This window comes from Serratia odorifera, assembly GCF_041448735.1.
Classification (GTDB): Bacteria; Pseudomonadota; Gammaproteobacteria; order Enterobacterales; family Enterobacteriaceae; genus Serratia_F; species Serratia_F odorifera.
Map to the genome: position 1 here is coordinate 68,034 of NZ_JBGMUT010000009.1, position 14,435 is coordinate 82,468.

Below are 14,435 nucleotides of genomic sequence, written 5' to 3' on the forward strand. Positions count from 1 at the left end.
TCCAAAATGGCAAAAGAATTCAGCCGCGGCCAACGCGTCGCGCAAGAGATGCAGAAAGAGATTGCCATCATTCTGCAACGTGAAGTCAAAGATCCGCGTGTCGGCATGGCGACCGTTTCCGGCGTGGAAGTGTCGCGCGATCTGGCCTATGCCAAAGTTTATGTAACTTTCCTGAACGTGCTGACCGAAAACCACGATCCCGATCTGGTCACCAACGGCATCAAGGCGCTGCAAGACGCGTCCGGTTATATCCGTACCCTGCTGGGCAAGGCCATGCGTTTGCGCGTGGTGCCAGAACTGACCTTTGCCTACGATAACTCGCTGGTTGAAGGCATGCGCATGTCCAACCTGGTGACTAACGTAGTGAAGAACGACGCCGAGCGTCGCACTGCTTCCGGTGATGACGAGGAGGCTTAATGAGTCGCCCTCGTCGCCGCGGCCGTGACATTCACGGCGTTTTGTTGCTGGACAAGCCGCAGGGGCTGTCTTCCAACGACGCGCTGCAAAAAGTAAAACGTTGCTATAACGCCAATCGCGCGGGCCATACCGGCGCGCTCGATCCGCTGGCGACCGGTATGCTGCCGATTTGCCTGGGTGAAGCGACCAAGTTTTCCCAGTTTCTGCTCGACTCCGACAAGCGTTATCGGGTGATAGCCCGTCTGGGCCAGCGCACCGATACCTCGGATGCGGACGGCCAGGTGGTGCAAGAGCGCCCGGTCAACGTGACCCGCGAGCAACTCGACGCGGCATTGGACACCTTCCGCGGCAACATTCAGCAAGTGCCATCGATGTATTCCGCGCTGAAGTATCAGGGTAAGAAACTGTACGAATACGCGCGTCAGGGCATTGAAGTGCCACGTGAGGCGCGCAGCATCACGGTGTACGAACTGACGTTCATCCGCTGGGAAGGGGATGAGCTGGAGCTGGAAATCCACTGCTCCAAAGGAACCTACATCCGCACCATTACCGACGATCTCGGCGAACTGCTGGGCTGCGGCGCGCACGTGATTTATCTGCGTCGTTTGCAGGTAGCGAAATATCCGATCGAACGCATGGTGACGCTGGAACAGCTGAGCGCATTGCTGGAACAGGCGCAGGCCGAAGGCATCGCGCCGGGTGAACTGCTCGATCCGCTGCTGATGCCGATGGACAGTCCGGTGGAAAACTTCCCGGAAGTTAACCTGCTGCCAGCGGTGGCGGGCTACGTCAAGCAGGGGCAGCCGGTTCAGGCTGCCGGCGCGCCAGCGCACGGTATGGTACGTATCACCGAAGGCGATGAGCATAAATTCATCGGCGTCGGTGAGATTGCCGACGACGGGCGGGTGGCACCAAAACGGCTGGTTGTCGAGCATTTCGACTGACTGGTTAACAACGCCTCGTCTGGCGTTGCTGCTGCGCACATTGCCTGTTGCTTGAAGGATGATGGGGATCAGAGTAGAATGGCGCAGCTTATGCATTGGGTTGCTGAATTAGAGATCGGCGCCTGTATTTATTATCTATAATCTGGAGTATGACAATGTCTCTAAGTGTTGAAGCTAAAGCTAAAATCGTAGCTGATTTCGGTCGTGGTACTAACGACAGCGGTTCTACCGAAGTTCAGGTTGCCCTGCTGACTGCGCAGATCAACCATCTGCAAGGCCACTTCTCAGAGCACAAAAAAGATCACCACAGCCGTCGTGGTCTGCTGCGTATGGTTTCTCAGCGTCGTAAGCTGCTGGACTACCTGAAGCGTAAAGATGTAGCACGTTACACCAGCCTGATCGAGCGTCTGGGTCTGCGTCGCTAATCGAACAAGTTTCAGTGGAAAGGGGCCTATTTTGGCCCCTTTCTTCTAGGAAGCATAAGCAAATCAGGTTAATGTATTGTTGAGGATCTTCCGGTACAGAGGTTCGCGCGGCTAATGAGAGACTTTATCTCGCGCATGAGATAAGGGTTGTCATTAGTCGCGAGGATGTAGTGTGAAGATCAGTGAGTCACCGGCGTGTCGAGTCGTCAATACGATTGTGCGCCTAATCTAAGGAAAAAATTTTGCTGACACCGACTATTCGCAAATTCCAGTATGGCCAGCATACCGTCACCATCGAGACCGGTATGATGGCACGTCAGGCCACTGCTGCCGTCATGGTAAGCATGGATGACACCGCGGTATTCGTTACCGTTGTAGGCCAGAAAAAAGCCAAACCAGGTCAGAGCTTCTTCCCACTGACCGTTAACTATCAAGAGCGTACCTACGCGGCCGGCCGTATCCCAGGCAGTTTCTTCCGTCGTGAAGGCCGTCCAAGCGAAGGCGAAACCCTGACCTCGCGTCTGATTGACCGTCCAATCCGCCCACTGTTCCCGGACAACTTCCTGAACGAAGTGCAGGTGATTGCGACCGTAGTATCGGTCAACCCGCAGGTTAACCCGGACATCGTGGCGATGATCGGTGCTTCTGCCGCCCTGAGCCTGTCCGGTATTCCGTTCAGCGGCCCAATCGGTGCAGCACGCGTCGGTTACATCAACGACCAGTACGTGCTGAACCCGACCACCGACGAGCTGAAAGAAAGCCGTCTGGATCTGGTGGTTGCCGGTACCGAAGGCGCGGTACTGATGGTTGAATCCGAAGCTGACGTTCTGAGCGAAGATCAAATGCTGGGCGCGGTGGTATTCGGCCACGAGCAGCAGCAGGTTGTGATTGAAAACATCAATTCCCTGGTTGCCGAAGTCGGCAAACCGAAGTGGGATTGGCAGGCGCCAGCGGTTAACGAAACGTTGCACGCCCGCGTAGCGGAACTGGCGGAAGGCCGTCTGGGTGACGCTTATCACATCACCGAAAAACAGCAGCGTTATGCTCAGGTTGATGCGATTAAAGAAGACGTGATTGCCGCATTGCTGGCGCAGGACGAGTCCCTGGACGCTGGCGAAATCCAGGACATCCTGGGCAGCGTCGAGAAAAACGTAGTGCGTAGCCGCGTACTGCGTGGCGAACCGCGTATCGACGGTCGCGAAAAAGACATGATCCGTGGTCTGGACGTGCGCACCGGCGTACTGCCGCGCACCCACGGTTCCGCGCTGTTCACCCGTGGCGAAACTCAGGCGCTGGTTACCGCGACGCTGGGTACCGCACGTGACGCGCAGAACCTGGACGAGCTGATGGGCGAAAAAACCGACAGCTTCCTGTTCCACTACAACTTCCCTCCATACTCCGTGGGTGAAACCGGTATGGTGGGCTCGCCTAAACGTCGTGAAATCGGTCACGGTCGCCTGGCGAAACGTGGCGTATTGGCTATGATGCCTAAACCAGAAGATTTCCCGTACACGGTGCGTGTGGTGTCTGAAATCACCGAATCCAACGGTTCTTCTTCCATGGCTTCGGTCTGTGGTGCCTCTTTGGCGCTGATGGACGCCGGTGTGCCGATCAAGGCTGCCGTTGCTGGTATCGCCATGGGTCTGGTGAAAGAGCAGGACAACTTTGTAGTTCTGTCCGACATTCTGGGTGACGAAGATCACCTGGGTGACATGGACTTTAAAGTGGCTGGTAGCCGTGATGGTATCACCGCGCTGCAAATGGACATTAAAATTGAAGGTATCACCCGCGAAATCATGCAGGTGGCACTGAACCAGGCCAAGGGCGCTCGTCTGCACATCCTGGGCGTGATGGAACAGGCTATCAGCACTCCGCGTGGCGATATTTCTCAGTTTGCACCACGCATCCACACCATCAAGATCAATCCGGACAAGATCAAGGATGTGATCGGTAAAGGCGGTTCAGTCATCCGTGCGTTGACTGAAGAGACTGGCACTACCATCGAAATCGAAGATGATGGTACAGTTAAAATCGCTGCTACCGACGGTGAGAAGGCCAAGTTTGCCATTCGCCGCATCGAAGAGATCACCGCAGAGATCGAAGTGGGCCGCGTGTATCAGGGTAAAGTGACCCGTATCGTTGATTTCGGCGCCTTCGTGGCGATCGGCGGCGGTAAAGAAGGTCTGGTTCACATTTCACAAATCGCTGACAAGCGCGTTGAGAAAGTGACCGACTATCTGCAGATGGGTCAGGAAGTGCCGGTCAAGGTGCTGGAAGTTGATCGCCAGGGCCGTGTGCGCCTGAGCATCAAGGAAGCTACCGCGCCTGAAGCGGATGCTCCTGCTGCACCAGAAGCAGAATAACTGTAAAGCAGTTTTGACAGCTCCCCGCCCCTGGGGTTGGGAGCTGTTCGTATCGCGCGGGTAGGAAGCCCGCGTTTTAGCAAGCGGAGGACAGGACGTTCATCCAATGTTTGTCTTCGGGAGTGGGAAATGAAGCCTTTCTTACGCTGGTGTTACGTTGCGACAGCGCTCATGCTGGCAGGATGCAGCAACAATGATTGGCGTAAAGATGACGTTCTGGCTATCCCGTTGCAGCCTACGTTGCAGCAGGAAGTGATCCTGGCGCGCATGGAACAAATACTTGCCAGTCGGGCACTGACGGACGATGAGCGCGCGCAGCTTTTATATGAGCGCGGTGTGCTGTATGATAGTCTTGGGTTACGTGCACTGGCGCGCAATGACTTTTCACAAGCGCTGGCGATACGTCCCGATATGCCGGAAGTTTTCAACTACCTGGGCATTTACTTAACGCAGGCGGGCAATTTTGATGCTGCCTATGAAGCGTTTGATTCTGTACTAGAGCTTGATCCAACTTACAATTACGCGCGTTTAAACCGGGGCATCGCATTGTATTATGGCGGCCGCTTCCCGTTGGCGCAGGATGATCTGCTGGCGTTTTATCAAGACGACCCAAATGATCCCTTCCGTTCGTTGTGGCTGTATCTTGTGGAACGAGAAATCGATCCCAAGAAGGCTGACGTAGCGCTTCAACAGCGTTACGACAAAGCGGACCGAGGGCAATGGGGATGGAAAATTGTCGAATTCTACCTGGGTAAGATCAGCGAAAAAACGCTGATGGAAAGCCTCAAGGCGGATGCAACGGATAACACTTCGCTCGCTGAGCATCTCAGTGAAACTGACTTCTATTTGGGTAAACACTACCTGAGTCTGGGGGACAAGGACACCGCTTCGGCGCTGTTCAAACTGACGGTGGCTAACAACGTTCATAACTTTGTTGAGCACCGCTATGCATTGTTGGAATTGGCGCTTTTGGGCCAAGAACAAGACGACCTATCGGAATCGGACCAGCAATAGCTGACGAACATCTAACAGCCTGATAGACCTTGGTTTAACCGACCATAGCTATCGCCTTCACGGGTGAGGGCTTTTTTGTTCGTTTTATAATCTAATTTGAGCCGGTTCACACTTTTCAATGAAAATGACTGAAAATTTTCTCGACGAGTTATGTAGACTGGCTGCCATTATTAATGAGGCACGTGTACATGACTACTGAGCTTGAAACCTCTTTTGCTGACCTGGGGCTGTCTGCTCCTATCATTTCCGCCCTGACCGATCTGGGCTATGAAAAACCGTCACCGATCCAGGCTGAGTGTATTCCTCACCTGTTGAACGGTCGCGATGTGCTGGGTATGGCACAAACCGGCAGCGGTAAAACTGCGGCGTTCTCGCTGCCACTGCTGCATAACCTCGACGCTTCCCTGAAGGCACCACAGATTCTGGTGCTGGCCCCGACCCGCGAACTGGCGGTTCAGGTTGCCGAAGCGATGACCGATTTCTCCAAACACATGAACGGCGTTAACGTTGTGGCTCTGTACGGCGGCCAGCGTTACGACGTGCAGCTGCGCGCCCTGCGCCAGGGCCCACAAATCGTAGTGGGTACCCCGGGCCGTCTGCTGGACCACCTGAAACGCGGCACCCTGAACCTCTCTAACCTGAGCGGTCTGGTGCTGGATGAAGCTGACGAAATGCTGCGCATGGGCTTTATCGAAGACGTAGAAACCATCATGGCGGAAATCCCGGCTGAACATCAGACCGCGCTGTTCTCCGCTACTATGCCGGAAGCGATTCGTCGCATTACCCGCCGCTTTATGAAAGAGCCGCAGGAAGTGCGCATTCAATCCAGCATCACTACCCGTCCTGACATCAGCCAGAGCTACTGGACTGCACAGGGCATGCGTAAAAACGAAGCGCTGGTGCGTTTCCTGGAAGCCGAAGACTTTGATGCAGCCATCATCTTCGTGCGTACCAAAAACGCCACGCTGGAAGTGGCCGAAGCGCTGGAGCGCAGCGGTTACAGCAGCGCCGCGCTGAATGGCGACATGAACCAGGCGCTGCGTGAGCAGACCCTGGAGCGTTTGAAAGACGGTCGTCTGGATATCCTGATTGCTACCGACGTTGCGGCCCGTGGCCTGGACGTTGAGCGTATCAGCCTGGTAGTCAACTACGATATCCCGATGGATTCCGAATCTTACGTTCACCGTATCGGCCGTACCGGTCGTGCTGGCCGCGCTGGCCGTGCGCTGCTGTTCGTGGAAAACCGCGAACGCCGCCTGCTGCGCAACATTGAACGCACCATGAAGCTGACGATCCCTGAGGTTGAGCTGCCGAACGCAGAACTGCTGGGTCAACGCCGTCTGGCCAAGTTCGCCGCTAAGGTTCAGCAGCAGCTGGAAAGCAGCGATCTGGACATGTACCGCGCGTTGCTGGCTAAACTGCAGCCGGAAGAAGAGCTGGACATCGAAACGCTGGCAGCAGCATTGCTGAAGATGGCACAGGGCGAACGTCCACTGATCCTGCCACCGGATCCGGTGTTCAAACCGCGTCAACGTCGTGAATTCAACGACCGTGACGATCGCGGCGGTGACCGTCGTCGTGATAGCCGTGACGGCGGTGAGCGTCCACAGCGTCGCGAACGTCGTGACGTGGGTGAAATGCAGCTGTACCGCATCGAAGTGGGCCGTGATGACGGCGTGGAAGTGCGTCATATCGTTGGTGCGATTGCCAACGAAGGCGACATCAGCAGCCGTTACATCGGTAACATCAAGCTGTTTGGTTCCCACTCCACCATCGAACTGCCAAAAGGCATGCCGGGCGAGATCCTGAATCACTTCACGCGCACCCGCATTCTGAACAAGCCGATGAATATGCAACTGTTGGGCGATGCTCAGCCGCATGAACGTCGTGAGCGTCGCGAAGGCGGTAACGCCGGTGGCGAACGTCGCGGCAACGGTCGTCCTTTCAACGGCGAACGTCGTGAAGGCGCACCGCGTCGTTCTTTCGGCGAGCGTCGTGAAGGCGGAAATGCAGCCGGTGGCGAACGTCGTGGCGGTGGTAACTTCAACCGTGACCGCGCACCGCGTCGTGACGATGCAGCGCCAGCCACTCCACGTCGTCGTTTCGGTGACGCATAAGCACTGATTTATCGTTCGCGCTAAGTCATGATGAAAACCAGCCCTCGGGCTGGTTTTTTTACGTCTGAAAAGAGGGATTGCTGCGGTTAATGACGTATCATTCATCTGGTTATTATTCATGGATGTGATGCATAGGAGATGCCATGAGCTGGCAGCAATTCAAATCGCAATACCTGGTGCGCTTTTGGGCGCCGCTACCGGCGGTGATCGCCGCAGGGATCCTTGCCACCTATTATTTCGGCCTGACCGGCACCTTCTGGGCGGTGACCGGTGAATTTACCCGTTGGGGCGGTCACCTGTTGCAGTGGCTCGGCTTTCACCCGGAACAATGGGGGTACTTCAAACTTATCGGCCTTGAGGGGACGCCGCTACAACGCATCGATGGGCGGATGATTATCGGCATGTTCGCCGGTTGCATTGCCGCCGCGTTGTGGGCCAACAATGTTAAGCTGCGACGGCCGCAGCACCGCATTCGTATCGTGCAGGCGCTGTTGGGCGGCATCATTGCCGGCTTTGGCGCGCGTTTGGCGATGGGGTGTAACCTTGCCGCTTTCTTTACCGGTATTCCGCAGTTTTCGCTGCACGCCTGGTTCTTTGCGCTGGCGACCGCGGTGGGGTCGTACTTCGGCGCCAAATTTACCCTATTGCCGCTGTTTCGTATCCCGGTGAAATTGCAGAAGGTGCGCGCGGCGGCACCATTGACGCAGCAACCGCAGCAGGCACGTCGCCGTTTTCGGCTCGGCATGCTGGTATTCCTGCTGGCCGTGGCCTGGTCGCTGTGGACGCTGTTTGACGCGCCGAAGCTCGGCATCGCCATGCTGTTTGGTATCGGCTTCGGTCTGTTGATTGAGCGTGCGCAGATCTGCTTCACCTCGGCGTTCCGTGATTTGTGGATCACCGGTCGCACCCACATGGCCAAGGCGATTATTCTGGGGATGGCGGTCAGCGCGATAGGCATCTTCAGCTATGTTCAGCTTGGCGTATCGCCCAAGATTATGTGGGCCGGCCCGAACGCGGTGCTGGGTGGGTTGCTGTTTGGTTTTGGCATCGTGCTGGCGGGCGGCTGCGAAACCGGCTGGATGTACCGCGCGGTCGAAGGGCAAATTCATTACTGGTGGGTCGGGCTTGGCAATATCATCGGGGCGACGCTGCTGGCCTATTATTGGGACGATCTGGCCCCGGCGTTGGCCACCGACTATGACAAGGTCAATTTGCTGGACACCTTCGGCCCGCTTGGCGGCCTGCTGGTCACCTACCTGCTGCTGGGGTTGGCGTTCATCGCCATGCTGTGGTGGGAAAAACGCTTTTTCCGCGCCAGACCGCAGGCGCAGGTGGTTAATCTGAGGAGTGTGCCATGAAACAACCAACGATAGTGCCGGATTACCGGTTGGACATGCTGGGCGAGCCGTGCCCCTATCCGGCGGTCGCCACGCTGGAGGCAATGCCGCAACTCAAGCCGGGCGAGGTGCTGGAAGTGATCAGCGATTGCCCGCAGTCGATCAACAATATTCCGCTCGACGCGCGCAATCATGGCTATCAGGTGCTGGACATTCAGCAGGACGGGCCAACCATTCGCTATCTTATTCAACGCTAAAATCAGGGCGCCGTGCGGCGCCCGATTGTTTAGCCCTTGCGCAGGTCGTCTTTGACCGTCGACACAATCTCAAACGAACGCAGACGCGCCTGGTGATCGAAGATCTGGCCGTTAACCATGATTTCATCGGCTTCGGTTTCCCGCAGCAGCGTTTGCAGACCGTGGCGTACGGTAGTTTGATCGCCAATGATCGACATGCTTAGCGCCTGTTCAACGCCGTATTGTTCGCCGGCGGTCCACAGCGCATGAATATTGTCGACCGGTGCCGGCAGCGGGCCTGGCGAGCCGCGGCGCAGGTTGATGAACTGTTGCTGCATCGAGGTAAACAGGAAACGCGCATCGTTGTCACTGTCGGCGGCCACCACGTTGACGCATACCATGGCATGTGGCTGCGGCCAGCGCTCGGATGGCTGATAGTTTTCACGGTACAGCTTCAAGGCCTGGAACAGCATGTCTGGCGCAAAGTGGGAGGCAAAGGCGAACGGCAGCCCCAGCTTGGCCGCCAGCTGCGCACTGTACAGGCTGGATCCCAACAGCCAGATTGGCACATGCAGGCCTTGCCCCGGCACCGCCTGTACCGCCTGGCCCGGCTGCACTTCGCCAAAGTAATGTTGCAGCTCTTGCACGTCGCGCGGGAAGTTGTCCACTTCCCCCGACAGGTGACGGCGCAGCGCCATCATGGTGCGCTGATCGGTACCGGGCGCGCGGCCCAGCCCCAGATCGATGCGTCCGGGATACAGCGATTCCAGCGTGCCAAACTGCTCGGCGATCACCAGCGGCGCATGGTTTGGCAACATCACTCCGCCAGAACCGAGGCGGATGCTGTGCGTGCCGGCAGCCAGGTAGCCCAGCAATACCGAGGTGGCGGCGCTGCCGATGCCGGTCATATTGTGATGTTCCGCTAACCAATAGCGTTGGAAGCCCCACTTTTCAGCATGTTGTGCTAAATCTAAAGAGCTGTGGAATGCATCGCGCGGTTTGGCGCCGGCCGGGATCGGGGAAAGATCCAGTACCGAAAGCGGTACCCGTGTGGTTTCAGTCATGTTATTCGTCCATTGGCTAAAGTGTTATCGCGTAAAGGGCGAGTGCAGCAATCTGCAAGTTAACGTTAAAAGCATAATTCAAATTGCGGTTATAAAAGGGGATATCCGTGCTTGTGATATCCTTGCTACAGAAATGACATGTTAGGAGATTCAGCGAATATGGACCGTTACCTTTCCCCCCGCCGCGTACCGTTCAGGGAGCCGAGTGCATGAAAAAAAAGACCTTATTTACCCTGTTGCTGGTGGTGATCGTTATCGCCATGGCGGTACTGTTCCGCGCGCACAACCAGTATCTGTTATTGCAGGGTGAAGTGGACGCACCGGAAGTAATCGTGGCTTCCAAAGCCAAAGGGCGAGTGATTGAACGTTTGGTTGAGCGGGGCGACGATGTCAAAAGCGGGCAACTGATGATTCAGCTCGACAGCCCGGAACTGATGGCGCAACTGCGTTCCGCACAGGCATCGCGCGATGAGGCCAAGGCGCAGCTTGAGCAATCGCTGCACGGTACCCGTGAAGAAAGCATCCGCAATCTGCGTGCCAGTCTGGCGCAAGCGCAGGCCGAACTGCGCAATGCGCAGCGCGATTACGATCGCAATCAGAGCGTGGCCGCCAAAGGATATGTTTCCCGCTCCGAGCTGGATAACTCGCGGCGCGCACGGGATAGCGCCTATCAACAGGTGTTGGCAGCGAAGGCCAATCTGGATGAAGGCATTAACGGCGATCGTATTGAACTGCGGCAACAATACGCGGCGGCGCTGCGGGCGGCAGAAGAAAACCTGCTGGAAGTGAAGGCGCAAACCGACGATCTGCAGGTCAAAGCGCCGGTGGATGGCGAAGTGGGGCCGATCCCGGCGGAAGTGGGGGAGTTGCTTAACGCCTCCAGCCCGCTGCTGACGCTGATCCGCGTGCCAGATGCCTATTTTGTCTTCAACCTGCGGGAAGACATCCTGGCCCATGTGCGCAAAGGCGATAAAGTGTCGCTGCGCGTGCCGGCGCTGCAAGACAAAACCATCGAGGCCGAGGTTCGTTACATCGCGCCATTGGGGGATTACGCCACCAAGCGCGCCACCCGCGCCACCGGCGATTTCGATCTGAAAACCTTCGAGGTGCGTCTGTATCCGGCGCAGCCGGTTGAAGGGCTGCGACCGGGGATGAGTACCTTATGGCAATGGAAAGACTGAGGGCCTGCTGGCGCTGCTTCAGCCACGCGTTCGACAGCGAGTGCCGCATTGCTCTGCGCAGCCCGGTAATTCACTGGCTCGGCTGGCTGTTCCCGCTGCTGCTGTTCGGTCTGATCAGCAGCAACTTTTCCGAGGGCACGCTGCTGGACTTGCCGGTGTCGGTGGTCGACAGCGATCACAGCCCGCTGTCGAAGTCGCTGGTGCGCAAGTTGGATGCCGGCTCTCACGCCCATGTCGCGGCCTATGACGGCGGCATGGATGAATCGTTGCGCCGTTTGCGCAGCGCGCAGGATTACGCGCTGCTGTATGTGCCACCGGATTTTGAAGCCAATGTGCTGGCGGGCAAACAGCCGAGCATCGTGCTGTATTACAACGCGTTGTTCTACGGCGCTGGGCTGTATTCCACGCAGGATTTCGCCGGGCTGATAAGCGAAACCAACGGCAACTACCGCTCGATTATCGCCGGTGAAATGGGTAAAACGCTGCCGCCGTTGGCCAACGTCACGCTCAATTACGGCAGTCTGTTCAATGCCAGCGGCAGTTATATTTATTACCAGCAGTTTGCCGCCACCATTCACCTGCTGCAGCTGTTCGTCGTGACCTGCATGATCTACGTCCTGGCGCGCAGCAAATCCCTGCTGAAAGCGCGGCCGTTCAGCCTGGCGCTGTTGGGCAAACTGGCGCCGTATACCCTCTGTTTCACTACGCTGCTGATGGTGGAGATCGCAGCGCTGGTGGGGATTTTCGACGCGCGCGTCAGTGGCAACCCGCTGTTTATGCTGTTGATCGGCTTCTTTTACGTGATTGCCGCCCAGAGCGTCGGTTTGCTGCTGTATACCTTTACCGGCAGCGCCATTACCGCCTACAGCCTGATCGGCATCCTGGTCAGTATCGCGCTGACCTTTTCGGGGATGGCGGTGCCGGAGCTGTCAATGCCGTTGCCGGCGCGGATTATCTCCAATATCGAACCCCTGACCCATGCGCTGTATGCCATGTTCGACGTGTTCCTGCGCCAGGTGCCGGCGCGGGCGATTTTCGGCGTGTGTGCCCTGTTGCTGGTGTATCCGTTGGTGACGGCATTGCTGGTGCGTAACCGGCTGTTGAAACGTCTGGCGAAACAGGAGAGTGCGGCATGAAAAGTTTCTGGCAGACCTTTAGCCGGGTGCTGATCGGCATGCTGGAACGGCCGATGTGGCTGATGCTGGTGCTGTCGCTGTGCATCATGAGTATGGTTTACGCCAACCGCACGGTGTGGGATTTGCCGGTGGCGGTGGTCGATCAGGATCACAGCACCGCCAGCCGCCAGCTGATCCGCCAGCTGGATGCCACCTCAAAAATCGCTATCAAGATCTATGACAATCTGGACGATGCCAAGCGCGATCTGGGCTGGCGCGAACTGTTTGCCATCATCATCATGCCGGTGGATCTCGAAAAGAAAATCCTGCACGGGGAAAGCCTGGTTATTCCGGTGTTCGGTGACGCCACCAACCGGTTGGCCAATGGGCAGATTCAACAGGACGTGGTTGCCGCTTACCAGCAGTTGCTCAATGAATACAATACCGAGCTGCTGTTGCGAAACGGCTTTAGCGAACGGCAGGCTAAGGTGGTGTTGACGCCGATTCAGGGCCAGACGCTGGATCTGTTTAACCCTGGCATCAGTTTTGCGGCAATTATCTTCCCTGGCCTGTTGGTGATGTTGCTACAGCACTCGTTGCTGATCGCCAGCGTGCGCGTCAGCATCGCGCTGAAAAGCGCACCGGGCGGCAAGCCCTCTCTGCCGGTGTATCTTGGCGGACTGTCGGCATTGCTGCCGATCTGGCTGTTCTTGTCGATCGTGCTGTTTGTCTTGTGGCCGTGGGTGCTGGGATACCGGCAGGCGGCGGCGATCCCGGAGATACTGCTGCTGACGTTCCCCTTCCTGCTGGCGGTGTTGGGGCTGGGCAAGCTGGTGACCGAATGCCTGCGCAGCGTGGAAATGATTTACCTGACGCTGTCGTTTATCACCACGCCGGTGTTTTATCTTTCCGGCACCATTTGGCCGCTACAGGCGATGCCGGGCTGGGTGCGCGCCATTTCGTCAATGATTCCCTCGACCTGGGCGACCAAAGCGATAGCTGGCGTGAACCAGATGGGCGTGCCGCTGCGTGACGTGTGGGGCGACGTGGCAATGCTGCTGCTGTTGGGGGCGCTGTATACCGCCATTGGCATTGCCGTTGGCTTGATGCGCAACAGCGTGGCGCTGCGCAACCTGTTCCGTAGGCGACGAGCCTAGCGTTGGCGCAATGGCGTAGAGCGCCGTCGTTGGTAACCCCCTTTGCTGTCGGCCGAAAAGGATTTTACCCTGGGTGCTGCCAGCGATGTTTTAAAACATCAACCGGTGCCGACTGCGGAACCAAAACGGCGTGGCAATGCTTGTGCGTAGCCTGCAAGCATTGCCAAATTCCGTGATGAACAGCTTATTGCACCAGCTCCAGCCCGGCGACGCGCTGCCAGTAACCGTTGCAGTCGGCATCGTTGGTCAGCGTCAGCGGGGCGTCGCCTCGTTGATTGGCACGAAAGCGCTCGAGCATCGCCAGCGTGTCTACTCCCTGCGGCGACAGGCGTACGATGTCTACCAATCCCTGCATGCCATGCAGTTCGTTGCCCAGATTGTAGCAATAGCCGCTCATGGTCTGGATGCCGTTTAGCACGAACACCTGCTGATTTTCCTGCGATCGCATACTGCGGCCCTGCGGGTATTTGATACAGCAGGTTTCGCACTCATCCTTGCCACGGTTTTCCGAGCGGGCGGTGAAGCAGCGCGCCGAATAGGCCAGCGGCAGATAGCCATAACTCAGCACTTCGACCTCAAACTGCTGCCGAAAGCCCAGGGTTTCACACTGCGCCAGCAGATTGACCAGCCAGTCGCGCGACAGTTCGACCGGCATACACCAGCGCATCATGCCCTGCCTGTGCAGCAGGCGCAGCGTGTAGGCGTTATAACAATTGAGCGCGTGGCCGGCGACAAACGGCAAGCCGCGCTCTGCCGCCATATTCACCGTGCCAAGGTCGTTGGCCTCAATCAGAAACTCGCCGTTTTCGACATAGCGTTTCAGCTCGTTGAGCTCGGAGGGGGCCTGCAACAGCGCCAGCGTGGTGAGCACCACCTGCTTGCCGGACTGTGCGATGGCCTGTGCCAGCGCCAACCAGTCGGCGACCTTCAACTCCCGTCGTTTGGTACAGACGCTTTCGCCCAGGTAAATAATATCGGCACTGCTGTGGATTGCCTGCTGATAAAACGCTTCAACGTCGTCTTTTGGCCAGTAGTAGAGTACCGGCCCCAATGCATATTTCATGG

General features: G+C 57.2%; 14 protein-coding genes. 12 read left to right on the forward strand and 2 right to left on the reverse strand.

The features are described from left to right. Positions 1–6: 6 nt before the first annotated feature. The 9 genes from rbfA to yedF all read left to right on the forward strand — a co-directional run bounded on the left by rbfA (position 7) and on the right by yedF (position 8,874). A complete protein-coding gene (rbfA, locus tag ACCC84_RS18915) occupies positions 7–417 on the forward strand; it encodes a 30S ribosome-binding factor RbfA (protein WP_004955903.1) in 411 nt (136 codons plus the stop codon). Continuing rightward, complete coding sequence (gene truB / locus ACCC84_RS18920; protein ID WP_004955902.1) at positions 417–1,361, forward strand: tRNA pseudouridine(55) synthase TruB; 945 nt, start codon at positions 417–419, stop codon at positions 1,359–1,361. The genes rbfA and truB overlap by 1 nt, the downstream gene beginning before the upstream one ends. 155 nt (positions 1,362–1,516) lie before the next feature. Further along, a complete protein-coding gene (gene rpsO / locus ACCC84_RS18925) occupies positions 1,517–1,786 on the forward strand; it encodes a 30S ribosomal protein S15 (protein ID WP_010279698.1) in 270 nt (89 codons plus the stop codon). Positions 1,787–2,028: 242 nt separating this feature from the next. After that, on the forward strand, positions 2,029–4,149 hold the full coding sequence (pnp, locus tag ACCC84_RS18930; protein ID WP_004955901.1) for a polyribonucleotide nucleotidyltransferase: 2,121 nt from the start codon (positions 2,029–2,031) through the stop codon (positions 4,147–4,149). A 129-nt stretch (positions 4,150–4,278) separates the two neighbouring features. Beyond that, entirely contained in the window at positions 4,279–5,163 is an 885-nt protein-coding gene (gene nlpI / locus ACCC84_RS18935) for a lipoprotein NlpI (protein WP_004955899.1), read from the forward strand. A 124-nt stretch (positions 5,164–5,287) separates the two neighbouring features. Then, complete coding sequence (yrbN, locus tag ACCC84_RS18940) at positions 5,288–5,362, forward strand: protein YrbN (RefSeq protein ID WP_223499600.1); 75 nt, start codon at positions 5,288–5,290, stop codon at positions 5,360–5,362. Further along, a complete protein-coding gene (locus ACCC84_RS18945) occupies positions 5,352–7,280 on the forward strand; it encodes a DEAD/DEAH family ATP-dependent RNA helicase (RefSeq protein ID WP_004955898.1) in 1,929 nt (642 codons plus the stop codon). Before yrbN ends, ACCC84_RS18945 begins: the two co-directional genes overlap by 11 nt. Positions 7,281–7,423: 143 nt before the next feature. Beyond that, positions 7,424–8,638, forward strand: coding sequence for a selenium metabolism membrane protein YedE/FdhT (yedE, locus tag ACCC84_RS18950; protein ID WP_273870620.1), 1,215 nt, complete (start codon positions 7,424–7,426; stop codon positions 8,636–8,638). Further along, a complete protein-coding gene (gene yedF / locus ACCC84_RS18955; RefSeq protein WP_198773185.1) occupies positions 8,635–8,874 on the forward strand; it encodes a sulfurtransferase-like selenium metabolism protein YedF in 240 nt (79 codons plus the stop codon). Before yedE ends, yedF begins: the two co-directional genes overlap by 4 nt. Positions 8,875–8,903: 29 nt before the next feature. Here the strand turns inward: yedF and ACCC84_RS18960 are convergent, their stop codons facing one another. Continuing rightward, positions 8,904–9,917, reverse strand: coding sequence for a luciferase-like monooxygenase (locus tag ACCC84_RS18960; protein WP_004955891.1), 1,014 nt, complete (start codon positions 9,915–9,917; stop codon positions 8,904–8,906). Positions 9,918–10,126: 209 nt separating this feature from the next. Here ACCC84_RS18960 and ACCC84_RS18965 point away from each other — a divergent pair, with 209 nt between their 5' ends. The 3 genes from ACCC84_RS18965 to ACCC84_RS18975 are packed head-to-tail and all read left to right on the forward strand — an operon-like array spanning position 10,127 to position 13,370. Then, positions 10,127–11,098, forward strand: coding sequence for an HlyD family secretion protein (locus ACCC84_RS18965; RefSeq protein WP_004955888.1), 972 nt, complete (start codon positions 10,127–10,129; stop codon positions 11,096–11,098). Further along, complete coding sequence (locus ACCC84_RS18970) at positions 11,080–12,234, forward strand: ABC transporter permease (RefSeq protein ID WP_004955887.1); 1,155 nt, start codon at positions 11,080–11,082, stop codon at positions 12,232–12,234. The genes ACCC84_RS18965 and ACCC84_RS18970 overlap by 19 nt, the downstream gene beginning before the upstream one ends. Further along, complete coding sequence (locus ACCC84_RS18975) at positions 12,231–13,370, forward strand: ABC transporter permease (RefSeq protein ID WP_004955886.1); 1,140 nt, start codon at positions 12,231–12,233, stop codon at positions 13,368–13,370. Before ACCC84_RS18970 ends, ACCC84_RS18975 begins: the two co-directional genes overlap by 4 nt. A gap of 184 nt (positions 13,371–13,554) precedes the next feature. On the opposite strand, the gene ACCC84_RS18980 is transcribed toward ACCC84_RS18975, so the two are convergent. After that, positions 13,555–14,433 (reverse strand): U32 family peptidase, encoded by an 879-nt coding sequence (locus ACCC84_RS18980; protein WP_039991251.1) that lies wholly within the window; start codon positions 14,431–14,433, stop codon positions 13,555–13,557. Between the last annotated feature and the right edge of the window lie 2 nt (positions 14,434–14,435).

Coding starts and splice junctions, on each gene's coding strand:
- truB (WP_004955902.1), top strand. CDS start 417: ATGAGTCGCCCTCGTCGCCGCGGCCGTGACATTCACGGCGTTTTGTTG.
- yedE (WP_273870620.1), top strand. CDS start 7,424: ATGAGCTGGCAGCAATTCAAATCGCAATACCTGGTGCGCTTTTGGGCG.
- yedF (WP_198773185.1), top strand. CDS start 8,635: ATGAAACAACCAACGATAGTGCCGGATTACCGGTTGGACATGCTGGGC.
- ACCC84_RS18960 (WP_004955891.1), bottom strand. CDS start 9,917: ATGACTGAAACCACACGGGTACCGCTTTCGGTACTGGATCTTTCCCCG.
- nlpI (WP_004955899.1), top strand. CDS start 4,279: ATGAAGCCTTTCTTACGCTGGTGTTACGTTGCGACAGCGCTCATGCTG.
- ACCC84_RS18965 (WP_004955888.1), top strand. CDS start 10,127: ATGAAAAAAAAGACCTTATTTACCCTGTTGCTGGTGGTGATCGTTATC.
- ACCC84_RS18975 (WP_004955886.1), top strand. CDS start 12,231: ATGAAAAGTTTCTGGCAGACCTTTAGCCGGGTGCTGATCGGCATGCTG.
- rpsO (WP_010279698.1), top strand. CDS start 1,517: ATGTCTCTAAGTGTTGAAGCTAAAGCTAAAATCGTAGCTGATTTCGGT.
- ACCC84_RS18945 (WP_004955898.1), top strand. CDS start 5,352: ATGACTACTGAGCTTGAAACCTCTTTTGCTGACCTGGGGCTGTCTGCT.
- ACCC84_RS18980 (WP_039991251.1), bottom strand. CDS start 14,433: ATGAAATATGCATTGGGGCCGGTACTCTACTACTGGCCAAAAGACGAC.
- ACCC84_RS18970 (WP_004955887.1), top strand. CDS start 11,080: ATGGCAATGGAAAGACTGAGGGCCTGCTGGCGCTGCTTCAGCCACGCG.
- rbfA (WP_004955903.1), top strand. CDS start 7: ATGGCAAAAGAATTCAGCCGCGGCCAACGCGTCGCGCAAGAGATGCAG.